Here is a 22,903-nt window from a genome sequence, read left to right on the forward strand (position 1 = left end):
CGTCATAGCGGGTGTCGCCCTCGCTGTCAGCCGCGTTAGGCTAAACGGCCCGCTCGACGCCAGACTTCAGCCGGAAGGCCAGCAGCACCGCCCCGATCAGCACCACGACGCCCGCCGCCAGGGCGATCATGGCCAGCGGCATGTTGCGTTCCTGCTCGGCCACGAAGGCACCAAGCAGGCCCCAGGCGATGGGCAGCGAATAGGCCACGGTTCGTATGCGCCACGTCACCAGCAGGGCCACGGCCACGACGATGGCGATGGCCAGGATGGCCCAGACCGTCGGCGACAGCATCGTTGGCAGGTCGCCATTGCCTGTCGCCACGGTGATCAGATTGACGGGCGCCGCCACCGTCAGCCAGCCGGCCAGAAGGCTGAGCGGCCAGACGGTCATCCAGCGATCGCGGTCGGCCCGCGAGAGGGCGCGGATGGCGGGCGCGCCCGTCAGCATGGGGATCAGCAGCACGATTAGCGCGCCGAAGATCAACACGATGGTGGCCACTTCCCAGTCGAAGGCCGCCGCGACGATCCACCAGCCGATGCCCAGAAACGCCAGGATCGAGGGCCAGCCGAAACGATTGATCATCTCGCTTTCGCCCGTATTGGGCAGGGCCTGACGGATCGCATAGACCAGCAGCCCGGCATAGATCACGCCCCAGATGGCGAAGGCATAGCCCGCGACCTTCAGGGTCGTATCGCTGTCCGCCGCAAACTCGGCCGCCGTCTGGCCCCAGCCCATGAACATCTGGATCTGGGAGATGGCGATGGCGAAGATGACCGTCGCCAGCACGATCAGGCGGCGCGTCATCTGGGACGAACTGGGGCGAAGGATGGACATGCGCGGGCTCCGGCGGCGTATCGACGTGCCGCCAATACGCTCGGGCACGGCAAAGGTTCATTGGGCGTCGGAACCCCGGCCATTGCGAACGGTTAGGTCACCGAACAGGAGAACCACCATGGCCGACGAGAAACCCGTATTCGAAACCGACGAAGTCTCCGCCACCCGTGGCCGTGAACAGGGACTGGGCGTTGGTGCGCGCGAACTGGCGGCCCAGCGCGATCCCGGCGACGTGCAATCGCGCGACGATGAGGACGCGGTCACCGAGGCCGATGACAAAGATTATGACAGCGTGCGCGGTCCGGCCGGCAGCAATGCCGACGGCGCTACGGACTGATCCGGCCTAAGCCGCATCCATGATGCTGCGGAACAGGGTCGCGCCATCGGCGGAACCCAACTCTTCCTCGAAGGCGCGGTCCGGGTGGGGCATCATGCCCAGCACATTGCCCCGCGCGTTCTGCAGGCCGGCGATATCGGCCATCGAGCCGTTGGGGTTGTCGACATAACGGAAAACAACCTGGCCCTCGCCCTCGATGCGGGCCAGAGTTTCCGGCTCGGCGAAGTAGTTCCCGTCGCCGTTGCCCTGGGTCATGACGACCTCGCGCTGACCCTGATACCTCGCGGTGAAGCGCGTCTGGCCATTGGCCACGGTCAGGCTTATCGGCTTGCAGACGTACTTCAGGCCGCTGTTACGCAGCAGGGCGCCCGGCAGCATCCCAGCCTCGCACAGGATCTGAAAGCCGTTGCAGATGCCCAGAACAGCGACACCATCGTCCGCCGCCTTCTTCACCGCCTGCATCACCGGCGATTGCGCCGCCATAGCCCCACAGCGCAGATAGTCACCGTAAGAAAAGCCGCCTGGCAGCACGATCAGATCCAGCCCCTTGGGCAGTTCCGTGTCCTGATGCCAGACCATCTCGACCCGCTCGCCCGTGGAGCGTTCGATTGCGACCTTGCAGTCGCGATCACAGTTGGACCCGGGGAAGACGATGACGGCTGCGCTCATGGCGCGGGCGTTTAGCAGGCTTCGTAGCCCCTGTCAGGTGTCAGCCCTTGTTCTCGTAGGTCGCCGTGATCGACGCCTTGGCTAGGGTGTGGAAATGCAGGTTGAAGCCGAAGACGGCTCCGGAGTCATCGGCAGTCACATCCAGCGAGTCTGTGTCCACTGCGAAGACAGTAAAGATGTAGCGGTGCGGGCCGTGGCCGGGAGGCGGGGCGGCCCCGCCGAATCCGGCCTGACCGAAGTCGGTGCGCCCCTGGATTGCACGCATCGGCAAACGACCGCCCGGCGAACCCGCACCGGTGTCCAGCTCGGTCACATCCGCCGGGATGTTGGCCACCGTCCAGTGCCAGAAGCCCGAGCCGGTCGGGGCGTCCGGATCATAGACGGTGACGGCATAGGACTTGGTGCCCTCTGGCGCACCGGACCAGGCCAGATGCGGCGAGGTATTGCCCCTGGCCTGCACCTGGGCGTCGGGCAGGACGCCGCCGTCGGTGATGTCTTTCGAAGTCAGGGTGAAGGTCATGAGGGCCTCGCGAAAGTGTTCGGAACGACCCTAACGCACCAACGCCCTCAGTGTGCCGCGTCTTTTGCCGCCTGAGTAAAGGCGCGGTCGTCCATCAGCCCCCCCGCCAGAGCACCTGCGAAGATCAGGCATCCGGCCAGGACGAAGAGCGCGACCAGCAGTTTCAGGCCGCGCTTCACGCCACCTCGATGCGGTAGCTTTCGATGACGGTGTTGGCGAGCAACTGCTCGCACATCTTTTTCGCCTCGGCGGCGGGGTCCTCGACGCCGTCCAGGTCGAACTCGATCAGCTTGCCGACGCGGGCGCCAGAGACGCCGGTCCAGCCCAGGCCGTGCAGGGCCCCTTCGACGGCCTTGCCCTGAACATCCAGCACGCCGGGCTTGAGGAAGATGTGAGCCTTGATCTTGGCCATCAGTGCAGTCCCCCCTGAATCACGGTCGGCATGTCTTTCATGATCCCCAGGCGGCGCGCCACCTCGGTATAGCTTTCGATCACGCCGCCCAGGTCGCGGCGGAAGCGGTCCTTGTCCAGTTTTTCACCGGTGGTGGTGTCCCACAGGCGGCAGCTGTCGGGGCTGATCTCGTCGGCCAGGATGACGCGCGCGAAGTCGTTCTCCCAGATGCGGCCGAACTCGATCTTGAAGTCCACCAGGGTGATGCCGACGGCCCCGAACATGCCCGACAGATAGTCGTTGACCCGCACCGTCATGGCCAGGATGTCGTCCAGTTCCTGCGTCGAGGCCCAGTTGAAGGCGGTGATGTGCTCTTCGGTGACCATCGGGTCGTTGAGCTCGTCCTTCTTGAGATAGAATTCAATGATCGAGCGGGGCAGGGGCGTTCCCTCGTCGATGCCCAGCCGCTTGCTCATCGAGCCGGCCACGACGTTGCGGCAGACGACCTCCAGCGGAATGATCTCGACCTCGCGGATCAGCTGCTCGCGCAGGTTCAGTCGCTTGATGAAGTGGTTGGTGACGCCGATGCCGTTCAGGCGGCTCATCACGAACTCGCTGATGCGGTTGTTGATGACGCCCTTGCCCTCCAGCTGGGCCTTCTTCTCGCCGTTGAAGGCGGTGGCGTCGTCCTTGAAATACTGGATCAGCGTGCCGGGCTCGGGTCCTTCGTAAAGGATCTTGGCCTTGCCCTCGTAGATCTTCTTGCGCTTGACGTTCATTCACCGGGTCCGTCGGGGCCTGCCTCAAAACGAAAATCGCGCGGCCAGAACCATCGTCTGAGCGGCGCGATCCGGAATCGGCGGGCGGGGATTTGTCGCGCGCACCTTTAGCGGAACCCCGGTCCCGACACAAACGGGTCCGCGACGACACGCCTCGCCGGCTTCCGCTGCGGTGAAACCGGTTCCGGTTGCGTTCGCAAGCGGGGCGGCTATAGACCACCTCGAATGCGGTCCGAGTTCTGAGGATCGCCTGCCGGAGCCTGACGACCCCCATGACGACCTTCGACGACCGCGAAAAAGGCTTTGAGGCCAAATATGCTCTGGACGCCGAACAGGAGTTCAAGGCCGTCGCCCGTCGCAACAAGCTGTTGGGTCTGTGGGCCGCCGAAAAGATGGGCCTGAGCGCCGACAGCGCCGAGCAATATGCCAGTGCCGTGGTCAAGGCCGACTTCGACCAGCCGGGCGAGGAGGACGTCTTCCGCAAAATCGCCCAGGACCTGGAAGGGTCGGGCATCGCCGTCACCGAGGGCGAAGTGCGTCGCAAGATGGACGAACTGTCGTCTGTCGCCCGTGAGCAGATCCGCAGCGGCGAATAGGCCGACATCGCAGACATGAAAAAGGGCCGCTCCGTTTCCGGGGCGGCCCTTTCTGCTGTCCGGGGAGGACTTAGTTCGGCATCACGACCGTATCGATGGCGTGGATCACACCGTTGGTCGCGGCCACATCCGTCTGGACGACGCGGGCGGTGCCGCCCTTCTCGTCGGTCAGGGTGACGGAGCCGTCAGCACCGGCGCGGGCCGTCAGGGTGCCGCCTTCAACGGTGGTCAGGGTGGCGGAACCGCCACCGGCCGTGATCTGCTCCGTCAGAGCAGCGGCCGTCACGTTACCGGGAACGACGTGATAGGTCAGGATCTTGGTCAGATCGGCCTTGCCTGCCGGCGACATCAGGGTCTCACGCGTGGCGGCCGGAACCTTCTCGAAAGCGGCGTTGGTCGGGGCGAACACGGTGAAGGGGCCGGCACCGTTCAGGGTGTCGACCAGTTCGGCGGACTGGACAGCGCTGACCAGGGTGCTGAAGTCGCTGTTGCCCTGGGCGGTGGCAACGATGGTGCCGGTGGCGGCGGCGGGTGCAGCAGCGTCTGTGGCGGGCGCCATCGCGCCTTCGGCCGACATGGCGTCGGTGGCGGGCTCGGTGGTTTCGGCATTGTTGCAGGCGGCCAGGCCCATTACGGCAACCGAGGCGACGGTCATGGCGATCATACGGGTATTCATCGGCGTTCTCTCCTGATCCGCCGCTCGAATGACGGCGTCGGGCAGAGAGACGAACGAGCGATCAAAAGGATGCGCGATCGATCACGTTTTCGGGTGCGACATGTGATCGCGTGCGGCGTCCGGCGGGCGGACGAAGGGGCTGAGAATGGCCCAGCGTTCCGTCTTCCACGCCAGAGGACGTGCCATGGCCGGGCTGGACGATGGCAGGGTCAGTCGGATGGGGCTTCCGGTCTCCGGTCCCAGCACCCGCGCGCCCTCGCGGGCCGCCTTGCCGCCATTGAAGGCGATGGCTTCGAGCCGGGGCAGGGCCGCGATCAGGCCCTTCAGATCGGCATGGCGCGGCAGTCGGATTGCGATGTCCAGACTGCCGATCCGCTCGGCCTCGGCGATCACGTCCCACAGGCCGACGCCATGCGCTTTCAGGATGGCGAGCCGGTCTGCGTAAGGCTGGGTCGCCAGATCCGGCTGCTCGATGATGCCGCCGATCAACCGCCAGAAGCCATTCTGTGGATGCGCGTAATACTGACCGGCCTTCAGCGATGCTTCGCCCGGCAGGCTGCCCAGGATGAGCAGGCGGGTGTTCGCATCGACGACGGGATCGAAGGCGCGCTTGCGAGCGGACGCCTCAGCGCCCGGCATTTCTCAACCAGCCGACGACGGACAGGCGCGGCGCTTGCGCATATGCCGCGACCGGCGCGACCGAATGATACTGCGGCACCGAAAAAAGCGTCAGGGTGTTCCAGCGCGGGGCGTGGCCCCGGATCACATCACCCGCCGCATCGTGGAACAGCAACTGCCCGCCCCAGTCGGCCCGCCAGTGGCGGGTCAGGCCCAGTGTATAGGCCACCAGCCGGTCGCTGGCCTCGGACCCCACATCGTTGTGCAGGCCGATGAAGTCGCCGGGCCGGTAGCGGGTCAGCTGGCCGTCCGCCTTGACGATGCCGGCCCGTTTTGTGATCGCGATGCCCAACTGCACGAAGGCGTCGTTCAGAAACTCTGTGATGGCGTGCACCGGATGGCCCGGATCGCGCCGGGTCAGATAGGCCGTGATCAGGGGATAGGTCAGGTACAGAAAGCCGTATCCCGTACCCGCGCGCGTCATCATTCCGCGCAGCTGCTGTTGAAGCGCGGCATCACCCTGGGCCACGACCTGCTGGCGGGTCAGGACAGCGGGCCGGCCATCGTCGCCCTGAAAGGCCAGATCCCAGTCGATGCCGGTCTCCAACATCTTTGCCAGATACTCCGCCGTCTCGGCCTCGAACACATCTGCGACCTGCACCCAGCCGTCGCGGCGATAGGCTTCGGCCGCCGCCGCGACATCCAGGTTCGGATTGAGGCGAATCGGCGGACTGCCCATCAGCCCGCGCCGAAGACCCGATTGAAGACGGTGTCGACGTGTTTGGTGTGGTAGCCGACGTCGAACAGGGCCTCCAGCTGTTCTGTCGGCAGGGTCACGCGGGCGTCGGCCTTCAGGAAGTCCAGGAACCGGCCCTCGCCGCGCCAGACCTTCATGGCGTTCTCCTGTACGGCGGCATAGGCGTCCTCGCGGCTGACACCCGCCTGGGTCAGGGCCAGCATGACGCGCTGGGAGTGAACCAGCCCGCCCAGCAGGTCGAGGTTCTTCTGCATGTTCTCGGGATAGACGTTCAGCCGCTCGACCACACTGGCCAGGCGGTGCAGGGCGAAGTCCAGGTGGATGGTCGCGTCCGGCCCGATACCGCGCTCGACCGAGGAGTGGCTGATGTCCCGCTCGTGCCAAAGGGCGACGTTCTCCATCGCGGGCGTCACGGCCGAACGGACCAGACGGGCCAGGCCGGTCAGGTTCTCGGTCAGGATGGGGTTGCGCTTGTGCGGCATGGCCGACGAGCCCTTCTGGCCCTTGTCGAAGAACTCCTCGGCCTCCAGGACCTCGGTGCGCTGCAGATGGCGGATCTCGATGGCCAGCCGCTCGACCGAGCTGGCCACGACGCCCAGGGCCGCAAAGAAGGCGGCATGGCGATCGCGCGGGATGACCTGGGTCGAGACGGGCTCCACCGCCAGACCCATCTGATCGGCCACATATTGCTCCACCGCCGGATCGACATTGGCAAAGGTGCCGACCGCGCCGGAGATGGCGCAGGTGGCGATCTCTTCTTTCGCCGTCAGCAGGCGGCGTTTGGCCCGCTGGAACTCGGCGTGATAGCCGGCCAGTTTCAGTCCGAAGGTCACCGGCTCGGCATGGATGCCGTGGCTGCGACCGACGCAGGGCGTGAACTTGTGCTCCTTGGCCCGTGTCTCCAGCGCGGCCAGAACCCGCTCGACGCCCTCGATCAGCAGGTCCGACGATCGCGCCAGCTGCACAGCGAAACAGGTGTCCAGCACGTCGGACGAGGTCATGCCCTGGTGCAGGAAGCGGGCCTCTTCGCCCACGATCTCGGCCACATGGGTCAGGAAGGCGATGACGTCATGCTTTGTGGTGCGCTCGATCTCGTCGATGCGGTCGGCGTCGAAGGTGACGTCCTTGCCCTTGGCCCAGATGGCCTCTGCCGCGCTGGCTGGGATGGTGCCCAGCTGGGCCATCTTGGTCGCCGCATGCGCCTCGATCTCGAACCAGATCCGGTATTTGGTCTCCTGCGACCAGATGGCGACGGCGGCGGGGCGGGAATAGCGCGTGATCATGGGGGCGTCTAAAGGCTGTCGGCAGCAAGCCTGTCAAGGAATCGAGGAGCGAACCATGGAACTGATTGTCGGAAACATCGCCTTCTCCACCTGGTCGCTGCGGCCCTGGCTGGTGCTGAAGCGGTGTGGGGCCGAGTTCACGCTGCGCGAGGTGCCGCTGTATGGCCCCGGCTATCGCGAGGAACTGGACCGGGTGTCGCCGTCGGGCAAGGTGCCGTTGCTGGTCGTGGATGGCGAGACGATCTGGGATTCCATGGCCATCAGCGTCTGGTGCGCCGAGCGGTATCCGGACGCCAAGCTATGGCCCGCGGACGCCCACGCCCGCTGGCTGGCGCGGTCGGTGGCGTGCGAGATGCATTCATCCTTCATGGCCCTGCGCAGCGAATGCGGCATGGGGCCGGACGCGGCGGGCGTGATCCACACCATGGTCGGCCCCGACCGGGCCCCGACCCCGACCAGCGAAGCGGTCGCCGCCGACGTGCGCCGCCTGGTCGAGATCTTCCGCACCATGCGCGCCCGCTTCGGCCAGGGCGGGCCATACCTGTTCGGCGAATGGTCCATCCCCGACGCCTTCTTCACCCCGGTGGCGACGCGGTTTCGGCACTACCAGATCGACCTGGCGGCGCATGGGGATGACGGGACGGCGGCCGAGTACTGCGAGACCCTGCTGGCTCAGCCGGACTTTCTGGAATGGAGCCGGATGGGCGCGGCGGAGGTGGGATGATAGCGGCGGCCACGCCAGCAAGCGGGATCGGTTTATGTCTGAGATGGGGGAAAGCGGACGTTGACCTTGTGAGGACCTAGACTACGCTCCCATCATGTCTGAGCCGCCCCTCGCCCTACTGGAAGACCTTGCGTCGAAGGATGCGCAGGAGCGATGGATCGTTCACGCCAGCGAGGATGAGTATCTCCTCCCTGAGGAGTTACTCATCGACGCCGATCGCTTCTGCGAGATGATGAATGCCAAGCATTTGCCTACGACTTCTCGCCAACGGGACGCTGTTGCAGCCCTTACCGCTACGTTGGACGGTGCAGGCAGTTTTCTGGACCAGTATGACCGCTCCAACATTTCCGATCTGATCGATCATGATCCCGTCTGGGCCGAACTGCGCAGACGATCGGCGGAGGTCATTCAGGCCTTTTCCTCGAAACCTTGGGACTGAAAGCGGCTTTTCGGTAACGTCCGCGATGGGGCGATAGGAGTCGTGAGTCTTAGCCGCAAATACAACTTTGGCGGCAGCCATGCCCATTCGCCTTCCCAATCTACCATTGGCCCCAAGCTAAGCATTAACCCCACCGACAAACCCCGCCTTAAGAGGGTCACGCTAGGCTGGCACCTTCGCAACGCTTCCGCGTTCAGGTGTCATCATGACCGTCCCCGTGCCTCAGCCCGCCGCCCGTCGCCCCAGCCTGATGGTCTATGGGCTGCTGATCGTGGTGGCCTGCTGCCTGCCGGCGCTTCTGCTGGCGAGCGTGATCTAGAACCGGCTTACTGGCTGCCCGCAGGCACCTGGGCCTGGGCATAGTCGACCGGCTGGGCCGGCATCGGTGGCGGGGCCACATAGTCCAGGCTGAGCGGCACCAGGGACGCGCCCGAGGCCACGGCATCCAGAGTGTTTAGCGGCCGCCCGTTCATCCGCTGATAGATCCAGTAGGCGGCCACGACCTTTTCGACATATTCACGGGCCTGGGGCACGTCGATCGTCTCGATCAGCAGCAGGGGATCGGCATTGGGCCCCAGCTTGCGGACCGCCGCCACCATCGGCCCGGGCCCGGCATTGTAGGAGGCCGTGGCGCGCAGCAGGTCGCCGTTGATCGCCGGCATGGCCAGCACCTTGTTCACATAGGCCTGACCCAGCTGGGCATTTAGATTGGGGTCGAACAGGCGGTCCGGGCTGCTGATCAGGCCCCGGTCGCCCGACAGTTCCGCCGCCGTCGCCGGCATGACCTGCATCAGGCCGTAGGCTCCGACGGCTGATCTGGCGCGGGGGTTGAAGTCGGTTTCCTTGCGCGCGATCGCATAGACCAGCGAGCGTTCGATGGTGAAGCCACCGGCGGGTTCGATCACCGGCTGGGGGAAACGGTCGGCATTGATGCGGCGGGCCTCGTCGTCGCGGCCACCCAGACGCGGACCCATCATCCGGCCCAGGGCACCCCACAGCCTGCGGCCCCGCTCGGTGATCGCGCCGCGCAGGCCGGTGCGCAATTCCTCGCGCGCCTCGGAGCCCCGCCCGACCTCCAGCCAGGCCAGGGTGCGCCGCGCCTGGGCGTCCTCCCGCAGGAAGGCCTCCATCTCGGCATTGTCGATGTCGGAGGTGTCGTCCCCGGCCCAAGAAGTCTGACGCACATTGGCGACGGCGGAGTAGGGGACCGGGCCCATGTTTTCGATGGCCGGTTCCTCGCCCAACTGGCGCAGGGCGATCTGGCCATAGAAGGTGGCGGGCCACTGGGCGGCTCTGCGCAGATTGGGCTGGATGCGGTTCTGGCGACCGGCCATGCCCGCCGACTTGGCGGCCCAAAAGGCGGCCCCGGCGCGGACCCAGGCATCCTCGGTCGGGTCGTCATAGACGCGCTCGAACGCCTCGATGGCGGGGCCATAGTCGCCCAGCCGATACTGGGCCAGGCCGACCGTCCACCAGTCGCCGATCTGATTGCCCAGCGACACCGCCCCTTGCAGGTCGTCGCGGTTCAGGGCGACGCGGGCGGCGCGGGCGGGATCGGCCTCGCGGTTGCCGCCAGCGGCGATCAGGCTGGTCCAGGTGCGCATCGCGCTGGCCGGGCGACGCGGCTCGGGCGCACCGTCCGGGCGACGCTGCATCGCCAGATTATAGACCCGGTCCGCCATCGAAAGGTCCGAATAGCTTTCCAGCCAGGCCGCCAGCTCGTCATAGGTGGCCACGTGGTCGCGGTGGAACAGGCTTTCGAACTCGACCTGGCCCAGCAGGACGCGGTCCTGGGCCTGGCGCGCCGAGGCGCGAGCCAGATTGATGTCGCCGCGGCGCAGGGCATCGAAGGCGGTTGTGTAGCTGAGGCGGTCGGCGGCGCTGAGCGCGGAGGGACGGCGGGTTTCGCCCTCGCCCTCGACCGACACGGTAATGGCGGCGGCATAGGGCACTCCGGTGGCATGGGCATGCGCTAGCCCCGTCAGGCCTAAAAGCGCAATGGCGAACGTCGGCGCAAGAAAAGCGCGTCGCAAAGATACTGGCACAGGCGGCCCCCCTGGGAGCGGCATCCCCGACCCGTCTCGATCCGGGGTGGGCGCACGCTATTCGTTCGGTCGTCGGGCCTGAGGACACTCGCCCTCACGCCTGATGTCAACTTGTTACGAGAATCGGGCGGATTTGAGTCGCCTGACGGGCGAGCGGTTCACTCCGCTGTGTCCAGACGCGCCGCCAGCGCCAGCATGTCGGCCCAGGCCAGTGCCTTGGCCTGGGGCTGTTTCAGCAAAAAGGCCGGGCTCAGAGTGACCAGGGTGGGAGCCGATACTGCCCCCTCGTGCAGCCGCCAGCCCTGCCAGGTGCCGCGCAGACCCATGACATTGCCGCCTGCCCCCAGCACGGCCTTGGCCGGGGCCGCCCCCAGCAGCAGAACGGCGCGCGGCTTCAGGATTTCCAGTGCCCGCTCTAGGAACGGCAGGCAGGCGGCCTGCTCTTCCGGTGCCGGGGCGCGGTCGCCGGGCGGCCGCCAGAAGACGCTGTTCATCTTCCACGTCCGCTCGGCCAGTCCCGATTCGATCAGCATGCGGTCGAACATCCGGCCCGCCCGCCCGGCGAAGACCTCGCCCGAGCTGTCCTCCGCCTCGCCCGGCGCATTGCCGATGACAAGCAGGTCGGCGTCATTCGGCCCGGAACCGACCACGGCCTGGCGGGCCCCCTGACGTTTCAGGCCACAGCCGTCGAAACTGGCGGCGACCGCGACCAGGGCGTCCAGCGTCATGGCCTCGGCGGCCAGGGCCCGGGCCTGCTGGGCGCATTCGGCACTGTCGGGGGCGGCCACGACGGCCGCGGTAGCCTTCAGCACCGCCTTGCGGGCAGGCGGCAGTTCCACATGGGTGCGGTCGACCGGCGCATCCTCATAGCAGGCGTCCACGCCTGCATCGCGCCAGAAGGCGAGCAGACTTTCGGTGGCGGCAATGTCCAGGGCGGCGGGTGTCATGGGCTCGGTCCTAGCGATAGTCCTTGACCACCCTTGCGTCACCTTCCGATAAGCGGAAAACGACAAGACCATACCGACCGCGAGGAAATCCCATGGCCGAAGACGTGATCGAAGGCGGTGCCACCAACGCTTGGCAAGACGCGATCATCGACAAACTGCCCGCCAACGAGGCCCTGGCCGGCGTCGAGCGCGAGGTCATGGAGTATGACGTTGTCATCGTCGGCGGTGGCCCCGCCGGGCTGTCCGCCGCTATCCGCCTGAAGCAGCGGGCGGAAAAGGACGGCAAGGAAATCACCGTCGCCGTTCTGGAGAAGTCGGCCGAGATCGGCGGCCACATCCTGTCGGGCGCGGTCATTGACCCGAAGGCGCTGAACGAACTGTTCCCCGACTGGAAGGCACGCGGCGCGCCGCTGGAGACGCCGGTCACCGAGGACCGCTTCATGGTGCTGGGCCCGGCAGGTCAGGCGTCGCTGCCGATGATGCTGTTGCCTCCGATGATGCACAATGACGGCTGCTACATCGCTTCGCTGGGCAATGTGTCGCGCTGGCTGGGCGAGCAGGCCGAAGCCCTGGGTGTCGAGGTCTATCCCGGCATGGCCGCCAGCCACGTGGTCTGGGACGAGCCGTCGGGCCGGGTGAAGGGCGTCGTCGCGGGCGTCTTCGGCATCGATCGCGAGGGCAAACCGACCGACGACTTCCAGCCGGGCATCGAACTGCATGGCAAATATGTCTTCATCGCCGAGGGCGTGCGCGGCTCTCTGGCTAAGACCATCATGGCCCGCCACAACCTGTGCGACACCGCCGAGCCCCAGAAGTTCGGCATTGGCCTGAAAGAGCTGTGGCAGGTGCCGGCCGAGAAGCACCAGCCGGGCCTGGCCCAGCACACCACCGGCTGGCCGCTGGACGAGTTCACCGGCGGCGGCAGCTTCATGTACCATTTCGGCGACCGCTACGTGGCCATCGGCTATGTGGTGCACCTGAACTACAAGAACCCGTTTCTGTCGCCGTTCGACGAGTTCCAGCGATTCAAGCATCACCCGGCCATCGCCGAGCATCTGGAGGGCGGCACCCGCATATCCTACGGCGCGCGGGCGATCACAGAGGGCGGCTTCCAGTCGGTGCCCAAATTGTCATTCCCGGGCGGTGCCCTGATCGGCTGTTCCGCCGGTTTCGTGAACGTGCCGCGCATCAAGGGCAGCCACAATGCGATGAAGTCCGGCATGATGGCCGCGGACGCCGCCTATGACGCCGTGCAGGCCGGGCGCGCGGGCGATCACCTGGTCGAGTATCAGGCCGCCTATGAGAAGAGCTGGGTCCACAAGGAGCTGAAGGCGGTCCGGAACGCCAAGCCTTATCTGACGAAGTTCGGCACCACCCTGGGCGGTGCCTTCGGCGTGGCCGAGATGTGGCTGTCGTCCTTCGGCCTGAACATGCCCTGGACGATGAAGCACAAGAAGACCGACGCCGCCTCGACCGAACTGGCTTCGAAGCACAAGCCGATCGCATATCCCAAGCCGGACGGAAGGCTGTCGTTCGACAAGCTGTCGAGTGTCTTCATCTCCAACACCAACCATGCCGAGGAACAGCCCGCGCATCTGAAGCTGCTGGACCCGTCGGTGCCGATCCGGGTGAACCTGCCCAAATACGGCGAGCCTGCACGGCTGTACTGCCCGGCGGGCGTCTACGAGGTCGTCTATGGCGACGAGGCGGCCAAGGCCGATCCCCGCTTCGTCATCAACGCCCAGAACTGCGTCCACTGCAAAACCTGCGACATCAAGGACCCCTCCCAGAACATCGTCTGGACGACGCCGGAGGGCGGCGGCGGGCCGAACTATCCGAATATGTGACACGGGCAGGGTTCGAGGCCTTGCCATTGCCGCATAAGCCGGGAAGGGTCGGGCCATGATCTCGACTTCTCTTCGCCTGCTCTCGACCGGTTGCGCCCTGGTGGCCTTGACGATGGCGTCATCCGTCGTGGCCCAGGACGCGCCGGTGACCGAGGCGCCCGGTGCCGGAGTGCCGACGCAAGGCCAGCCCGCCGTCCTGCCGCCCGCCATCGTGGTCGAGGCTCCACCCATCGACAGGGACGACACCCCGACCGCTCCCGCCATTCCCGCGGAATGGTCGCCGGTGCCAACGACGGCGGACGGACAGTCGGCCTATGGGCTGTATCTGACGGGTCGCCTGGCCAGTTTCCGGGGCGACCGCACAACCGGCGCGGCCCTGCTGGCCCAGGCGCAGTCCCTCGTCCCTGAGCAGCCTGTCCTGGCTGATGAGGCCTTTCGCGAAGGCCTGTTCGCGGGCGATCTGGACGAGGTGGCCCGCCTGACCCCGCTGGTCAGCCAGACCCCGCAACTGGCCGAGGCCGGTCGGTTCACCGATGTGGTCCAGTCGCTGCAGCGCGGCGATGCAAGACGGGCGCAGGCCATCATCCAGCAGGGCGGATTCACCGACTTCTTCGGTGTGGGCGTGCGCTTCCTGACGCCGATCGTCGCGGCGGGGGCGGGCGACTGGCTGACGGCCCTGGCCCCTGTCGTGGTCGCACCTCAGGATCCGTCGGCCTTCATCCTGCGGCTGAATCGCGCGCAGTTGCTGGAACGTCGTCGCCAGTTCGATGCGGCGGAAGTGGAGTACAAGGCGCTATCGGAAACGCCGGTCGGCACGCGGTTCGCGGCCGAGGCCTATGGCGGCTTTCTGGAGCGTCGCCGCCGCAAGGCCGAGGCCGTCGTCGTCTATGACGCGGCCCTGGCCGCCGGACCGGCCGACCCCGCCATCGTGGCGGCCCATGCCCGCGCGTCGGGGCGAGGCCGGGCACCGGAGCTGGCCAGTCTGAACGATCTGGCGGCCGACGCCCTGAACTTCATCGCGGGCGGGGCCAGGCAGGCGGAGGCGAGCGAGCTGGCCATCATCTATCTGAGGCTGGCGCAAAGCCTGCGCCCGGACAATCTGACCGCTTATGAACTGGGCGAGGCACTGGCCAAGGCCGAACGCGAACTGCCGGCCCGTGAGGCCTTTGCAGCGGTGACGCCCGCCGATCCGCTGATCTATGCCGAGGCGCAATACGGGATCGGCGAGAGCTTCGTGCGCGACGAAATGCCGGAGGAAGCCCTGGCCGCCTTCCGCCGGGCCGATGCCGCCGCGCCAAGCCAGCCGCGAATGGCGCTGGCGCTGTCGGGCCAGTTGCTGGGCATGGGCTTTACGGAAGAGGCGCTGGGCGTCCTGAACCGGCCGGCAATCAATACGGCGGACCAGCATCCCATCGTTCGTTTTCAGCGCGGGGCGGCGCTGGAACGTCTGGGCCGCCACGATGAGGCGGAGACCGAGCTTCTGGCCGCGCTCGAAGGCGCGCCCGACAATGCCACCATCCTGAACTTCCTCGGCTATATGTGGGTTGATACCGGCCGCCGGGTAGACGAAGGGGCGGCCCTGTTGGCCCGCGCCCATGCCGCGGCACCCGAGGACGGCAACATCCAGGACTCGCTCGGTTGGGCCCAGTATCGCCAGGGCCAGTACGAGACCGCGGTCGCGACCCTGCAGGAAGCGGTCGAGAAAGAGCCCGGCAACGCCGAGATCAACGATCATCTGGGCGACGCCTATTGGCAGGTCGGCCGCCAGCGCGAGGCCCAATGGCAATGGACGCGCGTTTTGACGCTGGACCCCGATGCCGAACGCCGGGCCGAAGTCGAGCGCAAGCTGGTCGAGGGTCTGTCAGCCGCGAACCCGACCACCGGCCCCGCTTCCACGCCTGCGCAGACGGTCGTCGTCGGTGGCAGCTGACGTTGTGACGCCGGTGACGGCGATCGCGCCCGCCAAGATCAACCTGTTCCTGCACGTCGGGCCGGTAGACGGAGAGGGCTATCACCCGCTGACCAGCCTGGTCGCCTTTGCCGATGTCGGCGACGGCATCTCGGTCGCGCCTGCGGACCGACTGTCGTTGACGGTTGGGGGCCCGTTCGGATCAGCCCTGACCGTTGATCCCGACAACCTGATCCTGCGCGCGCTCCGGGCCTTGGGCGAGGCGACAGGCACGGGCGAGCCGCCGGTGCAGGTTCATCTGGACAAGCGCCTGCCGATCGCGGCCGGGCTGGGTGGCGGTTCGTCGGATGCGGGGGCGGCGCTGAAGCTGGCGCGCGACCTGCTGGGGCTGGACATCGACGATGCGGCCCTGGGCGACATCGCCAAGGTCGTCGGTGCCGACGGACCGATGTGTCTGCATGCGCGCTCGGCCTGGGCCGAGGGCCGGGGCGAGGTGCTGACGTTCGAGCCGAAGCTGCCGCCGCTGCCTGCCCTGTTGGTCAATCCCGGCGTGCCCTCGCCGACGGGCGCGGTCTATCGCACCTACGACGCGGCACCGCGTCCGCTGGAGTCACGACCCGCGCCGCCCGGAGACTGGAGCGCCACTGGTGTGATCGACTGGCTGGCCGAGCAGCGAAACGATCTGGAGGCTCCGGCCATCACGCTTCAGCCCGTGATCGGTGCGGCGCTGCAGGCCGTGGCTGCCCTGCCGGAAGCCCGGTTGACGCGGATGTCGGGATCGGGGGCCACGGTCTTCGCCCTGTTCGATACGCGCGAAGCGGCGGAGGCCGCGGCCCGCCAACTGGCGAGCGAGCAGCCCGATTGGTGGATCATGCCGACGACGCTGGCTGTCCCTTAACCGTCGGCAAACCCGCGTGCGCTAGGGTCCAGGCATGAACAGCCTGAGCCCCGCCTGGATCGCCGCCTTCGAGGCCGTGCTGAACAAAGTCGCGGCCGAGGATCGCGCCCGGATCGCCACCGTCGCGCCCGGCACCGCAGAGGCCGCGACCGACAGCGCGCCGCATTGGGATTTCGACCAGCCGGGGCATCGGGCGGAGGAGGCGCTGGCCGCCGCCTTTGGTCCTGCCCTGACCGACGACCACCGCCGCGCTCTGATCGCACACTGGGCGCTGGAGATGCCGGGCCGGATCGCCGCCGCCGACCTGCCGGAGGCGTCGCTGGAGCTCTATCCGGAATGGATCGGCAGACTGGCCGATTTCCTGACTGCTGCCGCCGATCCGTATGACCGCGACTTCTGGGCCAAGGATGTGCGGATTTCGCTTGTGCTGTCGGTACCGGGCGCGCGCACCCAGATGATCGACCTGTCCTCGCCCCTGGGCCCGGGGCAGGTGCTGCGTCACGCCCGCGAGGGCTGGGGCTGGTCGGTTATCCCTTCGTACGTCGCCGCCCAGAGCTGGAAGCCTTGGCTGGAGGTCCATACCGAAAGCCGCGAACTGTCCGACTTCAACGAGGCGGGCTGGGATCGCGCCTGGGCGACGGCCGCCGAAATCTGCAAGCGCCGACCGCAGATGGCGGGTATGCTGGGCTCGTCCTGGTTCTACGACCCGCCGCTGGAGCAGATCAGCCCGCGGCTGGCCTATCTGCGGGTCAATCCGCTGAAGCACGGGGCCTTTCTGCTGCACCAGGGACCGGGTGACATTCACACCCAGCGGGCCGCGACCAGTTCGCCGACCCGCGCCGCCCTGATCGAAAAGGGCGAATACACCGCCCGCTCCTGGATCGTCGCCTGGCCGCGCGCCGCCCTGATCCGCTGGGCGGACAGCCGCAGGGTTTAAACCGCGCGCGAAAACGTCTAGCGACAGCGGCATGAGCAACACGACCAATGCCGCCTTTTACGACCGCGTTTCCGCAGAGCTTGCCGATATCGAAGCGCAGGGGCTGACCAAGCCCGAGCGCGTCATCGCCTCACGCCAGGGGCCGGTGATCAAGGTCGGGGGACGCGATGTCCTGAACTTCTGCGCCAACAACTATCTGGGTCTGGCCGGCGACGAGCGCGTCACCCAGGCCGGTATCAAGGCCCAGGAAAAATGGGGGGCGGGAACGGCCTCGGTCCGCTTCATCTGCGGCACCCTGGAAATCCATAAGGAGCTGGAGCGGGCCATCGCCGACTACCTCGGCTTTGAGGACACCATCCTGTTCGCCGCCGCCTTCGATGCCAATGGCGGCATCTTCGAGCCGCTGTTCGGGGCCGAGGATGCGATCGTCTCGGACGCGCTGAACCACGCCTCGATCATCGACGGTGTGCGGCTGTGCAAGGCCAAACGCTATCGCTTCGCCACCTCCGACATGGACGATCTGGAGGTCCAGCTCAAACAGGCCCGGGCCGACGGCGCGCGAAACATCATCATCGCCACCGACGGCGCCTTCTCGATGGACGGCTATATCGCGAAGTTGAAGGACATCCGGGCGCTGGCCGACACGTATGACGCCCTGATCATGGTCGACGACTGCCACGCCACGGGCTTCCTGGGTCCGCAGGGTCGCGGCTCCTATGCCTATCACGGGGTCGAGGTCGACTTCCTCACCGGCACCTTCGGTAAGGCCTTGGGTGGGGCCATGGGCGGCTTTATCTGCGCCAAGTCGAACGTCGTGGCCCTGCTGAAACAGCGGGCGCGGCCCTATCTGTTTTCCAATGCCCTCAGCCCCGCCGTCTGCGGGTCCTCGCTGGAGGCCATCCGCATAGCCGCAGGCGAAGAGGGCGACGCCCTGCGTAAGCAACTGACGGCCAATGCCGCCCGCTATCGCGCCGCGATGACGGAAGCCGGTTTCACGCTGCAACCGGGCGAGCATCCGATCATCCCGGTCATGCTGGGCGACGCCAAGCTGGCCCAGGACATGGCGGCCCGTCTGCTGGAACTGGGCGTCTATGTGATTGGCTTCTCGTTCCCGGTGGTGCCGCGTGGCCAGGCCCGCATCCGTACCCAGATGTCGGCGGCGCATACCTTCGAACAGATCGATCAGGTCGTTGCGGCATTCATCCAGGCGGGTCGGGAACTGGGCGTGATCAAGGGCTGACGAGATCCTTCAGATAGCCCGGTGTCTCACCGGCCGGACATAGGCGGAAGCTTGCGGCTTCGCCGTCCTCGGTCTGGGTGAAACTGCGCGCGTCAGGGATAGTCAGCGTCTGCACCGTCGTCGTCCGCTGGCCGCTATAGGTGTCGATGCAGGATTGATCTACCTGATGGACGTCGCCCGACGACGCACGCACCGTGGCCCGACAGTTGCGCGTAGCGGAGCCGCTAATGCCCCGACCGTCGAAGACACGGAAACCCGCATTCGAGGGTCGCGCGCAGCTTTCGCCGGACATCACGTAAACTCCTGGGGTCAGCGGCAGGGTGATCGCCAAGGGCTCAGGCGTCGGCGGCGTGGATTCGCCGCCGTACGGTTCGTCCGGGGCCGCGGGAATGGCGAGCGCAGGGCCTTCAGCAGCCGGTCCTTCCGGCTCCGTGGGCGCAGTCTCCGTGTCGCTTCCACAGGCCGCCAGCAGCAGTGCGGCACACACGGCGCTGGGGAAGAGCATGAGGCGGCGCGTGGAGAGTCTGTGCATGGGGGATAAATCCCTCGGGACGGTGTCGGTTCATCGGCTCACCCCAAGGTCACGCTTGAGGTCTGGCCGCAGTGCGCTATGCCATCCGCAAACGACCGGCCGCGCGCCGGAACCGATGGGAGCGAGACGCATGACCGACACAATGAAGGCCCTGGCCAAGACCCGCCCTGAAGTCGGGCTGGAGCTGATCGAGGCCCTGATCCCCGCTGCGGGCGATGAGGACGTGCTGATCAAGGTCCACAAGACCGCTGTCTGTGGCACCGACATCCACATCTGGAACTGGGACGAGTGGTCCCAGAAGAATGTGCCGGTCCCGATGATCACCGGCCATGAGTTCGCCGGCGAGATCGTGGCGATCGGCAAGGATGTTGATCGTCGGCTGAAGGTCGGTCAGCGCGTCTCGGCCGAGGGCCACGTGATCGACCTGAATTCGGAAGCCGCCCGCGCCGGACATTTCCACCTGGATCCCGACACCCGTGGCATCGGCGTCAACCGTCAGGGTTGTTTCGCCGAATATGTCGTGGCCCCGGCCTTCAACGTGATCGAACTGCCCGACGACGTTCCTTACGAGATCGGCTCGATCCTCGACCCCTTCGGCAATGCCGTGCATACGGCACAGCAGTTCGACCTGCTGGGCGAGGATGTTCTGGTCACGGGGGCCGGGCCCATCGGCATGATGGCCGCCGCCGTCGCGCGCCACGCCGGGGCGCGGACCGTCGTCCTGACCGACATCAACGACTTCCGCCTGGAACTGGCCCAGAAGGTCGCGCCGGGCGTGCGGACGGTCAACACGACCAAGGAAGACCTGCACGACGTCATGCATGAGCTGGGCCTTAAGGTCGGCTTTGACGTCGCGCTGGAGATGTCGGGTTCGCCCATCGCCTTCAAACAGTGCGTCGACACCCTGATCATGGGCGGCGGGCTGGCGCTCCTCGGCATTCCGTCCAAGCCGATGGAGACGGACTGGGGCGCGATCATCCTGAAGGCCCTGACCATCAAGGGTGTATACGGCCGCGAGATGTTCACCACCTGGCGCAAGATGCTGGGCCTGCTGAAGGCCGGTCTGGATCTGCAGCCGCTGATCACCCACCAGATGCCGTTCCAGGATTTCGAAAAGGGCTTCGAGGTCATGAAGGCCGGTCAGTCGGGCAAGGTGGTCCTGGACTGGTCCAGGGCCTGACGCCCCGCCGTCCGCGACAGGCATGGCCGCCATCGTCGATTTTCTGAAGGGGGCGGGCACCGATGGGGCCGCTCGCACGGTCTTCGATGTGGTGGCCATGGACGACCGGACGATCGAACGGACGCACGACTTCATTCAGTGGCTGTTCCCGCTGGCCGAGCCGTCCGGGGCCAACCGCCGCGCGCCGGTGCTGAGCGCGGTGGACGTCGAGGAGGTGCAGGCCTGTGGCATGTGCCAGGTCGCCCTGGCCGCCGCGACGGACCGGATGAGCGCCTTCTACAGCCACAATACGCACTGGCTGGTCCCGCACGATCACAACCATCTGCGGATCACACGGATCATCAAGTCGCTGCGTCTGCTGCGCGGCGACGATGAGGCCAATGAGTTCCGCGCCATGATCCTGGCCCTCGACGCGGCGGCGGACCGACCCGCCAGCGTGGACAGTCGCCGTTACTGGACGACGGCCTAGGCCTTCAGCAGCTTCATCAGTGCGGGCTCGAACCCCTTGGTCTCCGACCCGGGCAGGACGTCCATCAGCTTGCCCGCTTCGAACAGTTCGAACACCTGCGGATGCACATAGGAGCTGCGGCAGACGGTCGGGGTGTTGCCGAGCAGACCCGCGACCGCCTTCACGCATACCGTGATCTTGCGTTTGGCGTCGGTGGGCGAGGTCGGGGCTTCCGTGTCGCGCAGGGCCCGTGCGGCCGAGACGGTCCCGGCCCAGGTGCGGAAGTCCTTGGCGGAGAAGTCCTCGCCCATGGCCTCGCGAATATAGGCGTTCACATCGTCCGAGGTGATGGGACACAGGTTGCCGTCGGCATCTCGATATTTGAACAGCTGCTGGCCAGGCAGTTCGCGCAGAGAGCGGACCACAGTCGCCAGTCGCCGATCCTGAACCCGCACCGCATGCTCGACCCCGCTCTTGCCCTTGAAGGCGAATGTCAGTCGGGTGCCGTCCACCTCCAGATGGCGCTTGTTCAGCGTGGTCAGGCCGTAGGAGCGGTTGGCCTTGGCATATTGGGCATTGCCGACGCGGATCAGGGTGATTTCCAGCAGGCGCACCGCCGTGGCCAGCACCTTGGCGCGCGACACGCCGCGCCTGTTCAGATCCGTCTCGACCCGCTCGCGCAGCCGGGGCAGGGCGCGGGCGAAGGCGGGCAGGCGTTCGAACTTGGTCTGGGAGGCGTGGCTGCTCCAGTCGTTGTGATAGCGGTACTGCTTGCGACCCTTGGCGTCGCGGCCCGTCGCCTGGATGTGACCGGTCGCCTGGGGGCAGATCCAGACGTCGGTCCAGGCCGGCGGGATGGCCAGCATGCGGATGCGGTCCAGCACCGCCTTATCCCTGATGACCTTGCCGGCCTTGTCGCGGTAGGAGAACCCCTTTCCCGAGCGGACGCGGGTCAGGCCCGCATGGTCGTCGCTGCACCAGGTCAGGCCCTTGGGAACCTCGACCGCCGCGACGAAGCCTGTCGAACCGTCGGCCATCAGTCGGCCTTGTCCAGGCGGTCATGCAGGCCATCGACCCATTTGCGACCCGCATCGCCGCCCCACAGCAGCCAGGCGATATAGCCGGCCGAGGGCTTGTCCTTGTCGGCCCAGTTCTTGCCCCGCTTGTCGACGTTGTGCCGGGCGAAATAGCTGTACATCGACTTGATGTCGCGGACGCTGACGGCCTCGCGGTTCTTCAGCTGGTTGGCGCGCCTGCGGCCCACGTCGGTGCCGCCGCGTCCATGTTCCTCGCGCAGCTTCAGCCCCTTGTCGGCCTCCCTGGCGACGGCGGCGGGCGGGGTGCGCTGTTTTTCGGTCAGCTCGGTCTTGGCAGATGGCATGGTGGTGTCCCTGTCGGATACGGCCAACGTCCGCTCAGGCTCGCCGGTTCCTCTTGACGTCAGGTGCGGCGCGGCGGACGAGGGCGGATGAACTATCGCCACAGCTTTCACGCCGGGAATTTCGCGGATCTGGTCAAGCACGCCCTGGTGCTGTGGCTGCTGGAACGGCGCCAGGCGTCGGGGCCGGTCACGGTCATGGACACCCATGCGGGCGCGGGCCTGTATGACCTGACCGGCGATGCGGCGCGGTCACGCGAGGCCGAGGCCGGCATCGCGCGCCTGATGGCGACCGAGGGGCGTCCGCCGCTGATCGAGGCCCTGGCCGCCGAGGTCGCCGCGATGAATCCGGACGGCGGCGTGACCTTCTATCCCGGCTCGCCCCTGCTGATGGCGCGGCATCTGGGACCGCAGGACCGCTATATCGGCTATGAGCTGAACCCGCCGGTTCTGGAGATGCTGACCGAGGCGCTCGCGCCGTTCGGGGCGACCGAGGCCCGCGGTGGCGACGGTTTCGATCAGGTGGTGGCGGAGGCGAAGCGCACGCCCGGCCCGCTGGTCCTTATCGATCCGCCGTTCGAGAAGCCCGACGACTATCACCGGGCGGCAGATACGGGAGCTGCCATCGTGCGGGCCGACGCGCGGGCGACGGTGGCGATCTGGACCCCGCTCAAGGACCTGGAGACCTTCGACGGCTTCCTGCGTCGGCTGGATCAGGGCGGGGCGCGGCGCGTGCTGGTGGCCGAGGCGCGCCTGCGGCCCCTGACCAATCCCATGAAGATGAACGGCTGTGCCATGGTGGTGCTCAACCCGCCCGGCGGGGCCGAGGCGGCCGCTAGCGAAATCTGCGGCTGGGTCGTCGATACCCTGGGCGAGACGGGAGCGAGGGCCGAAATCTGGATGCCTGACTGATCGGAT

At 66.8% G+C, this 22,903-nt stretch carries 27 protein-coding genes; 12 read left to right on the forward strand and 15 right to left on the reverse strand.

The window, feature by feature from the left end; genetic code table 11:
* Positions 1-40: 40 nt before the first annotated feature.
* A complete protein-coding gene (locus ACE3TH_RS04240; RefSeq protein WP_374597658.1) occupies positions 41-835 on the reverse strand; it encodes a hypothetical protein in 795 nt (264 codons plus the stop codon).
* A 118-nt stretch (positions 836-953) separates the two neighbouring features.
* On the opposite strand from ACE3TH_RS04240, the gene ACE3TH_RS04245 reads away from it, so the two are divergent.
* Positions 954-1,172: a hypothetical protein gene (locus tag ACE3TH_RS04245; RefSeq protein ID WP_374597660.1), complete on the forward strand. Its 219-nt coding sequence runs from the start codon at positions 954-956 to the stop codon at positions 1,170-1,172.
* Between the two features lie 6 nt (positions 1,173-1,178).
* Here ACE3TH_RS04245 and purQ read toward each other — a convergent pair whose 3' ends face one another.
* The 5 genes from purQ to purC are packed head-to-tail and all read right to left on the reverse strand — an operon-like array spanning position 1,179 to position 3,531.
* Positions 1,179-1,841, reverse strand: a complete 663-nt coding sequence (gene purQ, locus ACE3TH_RS04250; RefSeq protein ID WP_374597662.1) for a phosphoribosylformylglycinamidine synthase subunit PurQ — start codon at positions 1,839-1,841, stop codon at positions 1,179-1,181.
* A 40-nt stretch (positions 1,842-1,881) separates the two neighbouring features.
* Positions 1,882-2,361 (reverse strand): YbhB/YbcL family Raf kinase inhibitor-like protein, encoded by a 480-nt coding sequence (locus ACE3TH_RS04255; protein ID WP_374597664.1) that lies wholly within the window; start codon positions 2,359-2,361, stop codon positions 1,882-1,884.
* A 47-nt stretch (positions 2,362-2,408) separates the two neighbouring features.
* Positions 2,409-2,540: a hypothetical protein gene (locus tag ACE3TH_RS04260; protein WP_374597666.1), complete on the reverse strand. Its 132-nt coding sequence runs from the start codon at positions 2,538-2,540 to the stop codon at positions 2,409-2,411.
* Positions 2,537-2,773, reverse strand: a complete 237-nt coding sequence (purS, locus tag ACE3TH_RS04265) for a phosphoribosylformylglycinamidine synthase subunit PurS (RefSeq protein WP_374597668.1) — start codon at positions 2,771-2,773, stop codon at positions 2,537-2,539. The genes ACE3TH_RS04260 and purS overlap by 4 nt, the downstream gene beginning before the upstream one ends.
* Positions 2,773-3,531: a phosphoribosylaminoimidazolesuccinocarboxamide synthase gene (purC, locus tag ACE3TH_RS04270; RefSeq protein ID WP_292174982.1), complete on the reverse strand. Its 759-nt coding sequence runs from the start codon at positions 3,529-3,531 to the stop codon at positions 2,773-2,775. Before purC ends, purS begins: the two co-directional genes overlap by 1 nt.
* A gap of 272 nt (positions 3,532-3,803) precedes the next feature.
* On the opposite strand from purC, the gene ACE3TH_RS04275 reads away from it, so the two are divergent.
* The gene (locus ACE3TH_RS04275; RefSeq protein ID WP_374597670.1) at positions 3,804-4,127 is read left to right on the forward strand and encodes a DUF1476 domain-containing protein; all 324 of its coding nucleotides are present in this window, start codon (positions 3,804-3,806) and stop codon (positions 4,125-4,127) included.
* Positions 4,128-4,197: 70 nt separating this feature from the next.
* On the opposite strand, the gene ACE3TH_RS04280 is transcribed toward ACE3TH_RS04275, so the two are convergent.
* From ACE3TH_RS04280 to purB, 4 genes are all read right to left on the reverse strand, one after another.
* Positions 4,198-4,803: a fasciclin domain-containing protein gene (locus tag ACE3TH_RS04280; RefSeq protein ID WP_374597672.1), complete on the reverse strand. Its 606-nt coding sequence runs from the start codon at positions 4,801-4,803 to the stop codon at positions 4,198-4,200.
* 81 nt (positions 4,804-4,884) lie between these two features.
* Entirely contained in the window at positions 4,885-5,442 is a 558-nt protein-coding gene (locus ACE3TH_RS04285) for a DNA-deoxyinosine glycosylase (protein ID WP_374597674.1), read from the reverse strand.
* Positions 5,429-6,160, reverse strand: a complete 732-nt coding sequence (locus ACE3TH_RS04290; protein WP_374597676.1) for a 2OG-Fe(II) oxygenase family protein — start codon at positions 6,158-6,160, stop codon at positions 5,429-5,431. Before ACE3TH_RS04290 ends, ACE3TH_RS04285 begins: the two co-directional genes overlap by 14 nt.
* On the reverse strand, positions 6,160-7,461 hold the full coding sequence (gene purB / locus ACE3TH_RS04295) for an adenylosuccinate lyase (RefSeq protein ID WP_374597678.1): 1,302 nt from the start codon (positions 7,459-7,461) through the stop codon (positions 6,160-6,162). Before purB ends, ACE3TH_RS04290 begins: the two co-directional genes overlap by 1 nt.
* A 55-nt stretch (positions 7,462-7,516) precedes the next feature.
* On the opposite strand from purB, the gene ACE3TH_RS04300 reads away from it, so the two are divergent.
* Positions 7,517-8,185, forward strand: a complete 669-nt coding sequence (locus ACE3TH_RS04300; RefSeq protein ID WP_374597680.1) for a glutathione S-transferase — start codon at positions 7,517-7,519, stop codon at positions 8,183-8,185.
* 94 nt (positions 8,186-8,279) lie between these two features.
* Positions 8,280-8,624 (forward strand): hypothetical protein, encoded by a 345-nt coding sequence (locus ACE3TH_RS04305; protein ID WP_374597682.1) that lies wholly within the window; start codon positions 8,280-8,282, stop codon positions 8,622-8,624.
* A 326-nt stretch (positions 8,625-8,950) separates the two neighbouring features.
* Here ACE3TH_RS04305 and ACE3TH_RS04310 read toward each other — a convergent pair whose 3' ends face one another.
* Together ACE3TH_RS04310 and ACE3TH_RS04315 are read right to left on the reverse strand one after the other, a co-directional pair.
* Positions 8,951-10,576, reverse strand: coding sequence for a lytic transglycosylase domain-containing protein (locus ACE3TH_RS04310; protein ID WP_374597684.1), 1,626 nt, complete (start codon positions 10,574-10,576; stop codon positions 8,951-8,953).
* A gap of 251 nt (positions 10,577-10,827) precedes the next feature.
* Positions 10,828-11,616: a uracil-DNA glycosylase family protein gene (locus ACE3TH_RS04315; RefSeq protein WP_374597686.1), complete on the reverse strand. Its 789-nt coding sequence runs from the start codon at positions 11,614-11,616 to the stop codon at positions 10,828-10,830.
* Between the two features lie 197 nt (positions 11,617-11,813).
* On the opposite strand from ACE3TH_RS04315, the gene ACE3TH_RS04320 reads away from it, so the two are divergent.
* From ACE3TH_RS04320 to ACE3TH_RS04340, 5 genes are read left to right on the forward strand one after another with little or no spacing between them, the layout of a single operon-like run.
* Complete coding sequence (locus tag ACE3TH_RS04320; protein WP_374597947.1) at positions 11,814-13,463, forward strand: electron transfer flavoprotein-ubiquinone oxidoreductase; 1,650 nt, start codon at positions 11,814-11,816, stop codon at positions 13,461-13,463.
* Between the two features lie 55 nt (positions 13,464-13,518).
* Complete coding sequence (locus ACE3TH_RS04325) at positions 13,519-15,393, forward strand: tetratricopeptide repeat protein (RefSeq protein WP_374597688.1); 1,875 nt, start codon at positions 13,519-13,521, stop codon at positions 15,391-15,393.
* Entirely contained in the window at positions 15,383-16,270 is an 888-nt protein-coding gene (locus tag ACE3TH_RS04330; RefSeq protein WP_374597690.1) for a 4-(cytidine 5'-diphospho)-2-C-methyl-D-erythritol kinase, read from the forward strand. Before ACE3TH_RS04325 ends, ACE3TH_RS04330 begins: the two co-directional genes overlap by 11 nt.
* A 34-nt stretch (positions 16,271-16,304) precedes the next feature.
* Positions 16,305-17,207, forward strand: a complete 903-nt coding sequence (locus ACE3TH_RS04335) for a hypothetical protein (RefSeq protein WP_374597692.1) — start codon at positions 16,305-16,307, stop codon at positions 17,205-17,207.
* A 31-nt stretch (positions 17,208-17,238) separates the two neighbouring features.
* On the forward strand, positions 17,239-18,447 hold the full coding sequence (locus tag ACE3TH_RS04340) for a glycine C-acetyltransferase (protein WP_374597694.1): 1,209 nt from the start codon (positions 17,239-17,241) through the stop codon (positions 18,445-18,447).
* On the opposite strand, the gene ACE3TH_RS04345 is transcribed toward ACE3TH_RS04340, so the two are convergent.
* Positions 18,437-18,979, reverse strand: coding sequence for a hypothetical protein (locus tag ACE3TH_RS04345; RefSeq protein ID WP_374597696.1), 543 nt, complete (start codon positions 18,977-18,979; stop codon positions 18,437-18,439). The two genes, ACE3TH_RS04340 and ACE3TH_RS04345, sit on opposite strands and share 11 nt — an antisense overlap.
* 142 nt (positions 18,980-19,121) lie before the next feature.
* Here ACE3TH_RS04345 and tdh point away from each other — a divergent pair, with 142 nt between their 5' ends.
* Both tdh and ACE3TH_RS04355 read left to right on the forward strand, forming a co-directional pair.
* On the forward strand, positions 19,122-20,159 hold the full coding sequence (gene tdh, locus ACE3TH_RS04350; protein ID WP_374597949.1) for an L-threonine 3-dehydrogenase: 1,038 nt from the start codon (positions 19,122-19,124) through the stop codon (positions 20,157-20,159).
* Between the two features lie 22 nt (positions 20,160-20,181).
* A complete protein-coding gene (locus ACE3TH_RS04355; RefSeq protein WP_374597698.1) occupies positions 20,182-20,628 on the forward strand; it encodes an opioid growth factor receptor-related protein in 447 nt (148 codons plus the stop codon).
* On the opposite strand, the gene ACE3TH_RS04360 is transcribed toward ACE3TH_RS04355, so the two are convergent.
* Both ACE3TH_RS04360 and ACE3TH_RS04365 read right to left on the reverse strand, forming a co-directional pair.
* Positions 20,625-21,644: a DNA topoisomerase IB gene (locus ACE3TH_RS04360; protein ID WP_374597700.1), complete on the reverse strand. Its 1,020-nt coding sequence runs from the start codon at positions 21,642-21,644 to the stop codon at positions 20,625-20,627. The two genes, ACE3TH_RS04355 and ACE3TH_RS04360, sit on opposite strands and share 4 nt — an antisense overlap.
* On the reverse strand, positions 21,644-21,988 hold the full coding sequence (locus ACE3TH_RS04365; RefSeq protein ID WP_374597702.1) for a hypothetical protein: 345 nt from the start codon (positions 21,986-21,988) through the stop codon (positions 21,644-21,646). The genes ACE3TH_RS04360 and ACE3TH_RS04365 overlap by 1 nt, the downstream gene beginning before the upstream one ends.
* An 87-nt stretch (positions 21,989-22,075) precedes the next feature.
* On the opposite strand from ACE3TH_RS04365, the gene rlmJ reads away from it, so the two are divergent.
* Positions 22,076-22,897 (forward strand): 23S rRNA (adenine(2030)-N(6))-methyltransferase RlmJ, encoded by an 822-nt coding sequence (gene rlmJ / locus ACE3TH_RS04370; protein ID WP_374597704.1) that lies wholly within the window; start codon positions 22,076-22,078, stop codon positions 22,895-22,897.
* Positions 22,898-22,903: the final 6 nt, after the last annotated feature.

The organism is Brevundimonas sp. (genome assembly GCF_041919755.1).
Lineage (GTDB): Bacteria > Pseudomonadota > Alphaproteobacteria > Caulobacterales > Caulobacteraceae > Brevundimonas.

What these genes read in the sequence shown, in the direction of transcription:
- tdh (WP_374597949.1), top strand. Translation starts at nt 19,122, where the DNA reads ATGAAGGCCCTGGCCAAGACCCGCCCTGAAGTCGGGCTGGAGCTGATC.
- ACE3TH_RS04325 (WP_374597688.1), top strand. Translation starts at nt 13,519, where the DNA reads ATGATCTCGACTTCTCTTCGCCTGCTCTCGACCGGTTGCGCCCTGGTG.
- ACE3TH_RS04315 (WP_374597686.1), bottom strand. Translation starts at nt 11,616, where the DNA reads ATGACACCCGCCGCCCTGGACATTGCCGCCACCGAAAGTCTGCTCGCC.
- rlmJ (WP_374597704.1), top strand. Translation starts at nt 22,076, where the DNA reads ATGAACTATCGCCACAGCTTTCACGCCGGGAATTTCGCGGATCTGGTC.
- purS (WP_374597668.1), bottom strand. Translation starts at nt 2,773, where the DNA reads ATGGCCAAGATCAAGGCTCACATCTTCCTCAAGCCCGGCGTGCTGGAT.
- ACE3TH_RS04360 (WP_374597700.1), bottom strand. Translation starts at nt 21,644, where the DNA reads ATGGCCGACGGTTCGACAGGCTTCGTCGCGGCGGTCGAGGTTCCCAAG.
- purQ (WP_374597662.1), bottom strand. Translation starts at nt 1,841, where the DNA reads ATGAGCGCAGCCGTCATCGTCTTCCCCGGGTCCAACTGTGATCGCGAC.
- ACE3TH_RS04305 (WP_374597682.1), top strand. Translation starts at nt 8,280, where the DNA reads ATGTCTGAGCCGCCCCTCGCCCTACTGGAAGACCTTGCGTCGAAGGAT.
- ACE3TH_RS04335 (WP_374597692.1), top strand. Translation starts at nt 16,305, where the DNA reads ATGAACAGCCTGAGCCCCGCCTGGATCGCCGCCTTCGAGGCCGTGCTG.
- ACE3TH_RS04240 (WP_374597658.1), bottom strand. Translation starts at nt 835, where the DNA reads ATGTCCATCCTTCGCCCCAGTTCGTCCCAGATGACGCGCCGCCTGATC.
- ACE3TH_RS04290 (WP_374597676.1), bottom strand. Translation starts at nt 6,160, where the DNA reads ATGGGCAGTCCGCCGATTCGCCTCAATCCGAACCTGGATGTCGCGGCG.
- ACE3TH_RS04245 (WP_374597660.1), top strand. Translation starts at nt 954, where the DNA reads ATGGCCGACGAGAAACCCGTATTCGAAACCGACGAAGTCTCCGCCACC.
- ACE3TH_RS04300 (WP_374597680.1), top strand. Translation starts at nt 7,517, where the DNA reads ATGGAACTGATTGTCGGAAACATCGCCTTCTCCACCTGGTCGCTGCGG.
- ACE3TH_RS04255 (WP_374597664.1), bottom strand. Translation starts at nt 2,361, where the DNA reads ATGACCTTCACCCTGACTTCGAAAGACATCACCGACGGCGGCGTCCTG.
- ACE3TH_RS04280 (WP_374597672.1), bottom strand. Translation starts at nt 4,803, where the DNA reads ATGAATACCCGTATGATCGCCATGACCGTCGCCTCGGTTGCCGTAATG.
- ACE3TH_RS04355 (WP_374597698.1), top strand. Translation starts at nt 20,182, where the DNA reads ATGGCCGCCATCGTCGATTTTCTGAAGGGGGCGGGCACCGATGGGGCC.
- purB (WP_374597678.1), bottom strand. Translation starts at nt 7,461, where the DNA reads ATGATCACGCGCTATTCCCGCCCCGCCGCCGTCGCCATCTGGTCGCAG.
- purC (WP_292174982.1), bottom strand. Translation starts at nt 3,531, where the DNA reads ATGAACGTCAAGCGCAAGAAGATCTACGAGGGCAAGGCCAAGATCCTT.
- ACE3TH_RS04345 (WP_374597696.1), bottom strand. Translation starts at nt 18,979, where the DNA reads ATGCACAGACTCTCCACGCGCCGCCTCATGCTCTTCCCCAGCGCCGTG.
- ACE3TH_RS04340 (WP_374597694.1), top strand. Translation starts at nt 17,239, where the DNA reads ATGAGCAACACGACCAATGCCGCCTTTTACGACCGCGTTTCCGCAGAG.
- ACE3TH_RS04365 (WP_374597702.1), bottom strand. Translation starts at nt 21,988, where the DNA reads ATGCCATCTGCCAAGACCGAGCTGACCGAAAAACAGCGCACCCCGCCC.
- ACE3TH_RS04275 (WP_374597670.1), top strand. Translation starts at nt 3,804, where the DNA reads ATGACGACCTTCGACGACCGCGAAAAAGGCTTTGAGGCCAAATATGCT.
- ACE3TH_RS04285 (WP_374597674.1), bottom strand. Translation starts at nt 5,442, where the DNA reads ATGCCGGGCGCTGAGGCGTCCGCTCGCAAGCGCGCCTTCGATCCCGTC.
- ACE3TH_RS04320 (WP_374597947.1), top strand. Translation starts at nt 11,814, where the DNA reads ATGGAGTATGACGTTGTCATCGTCGGCGGTGGCCCCGCCGGGCTGTCC.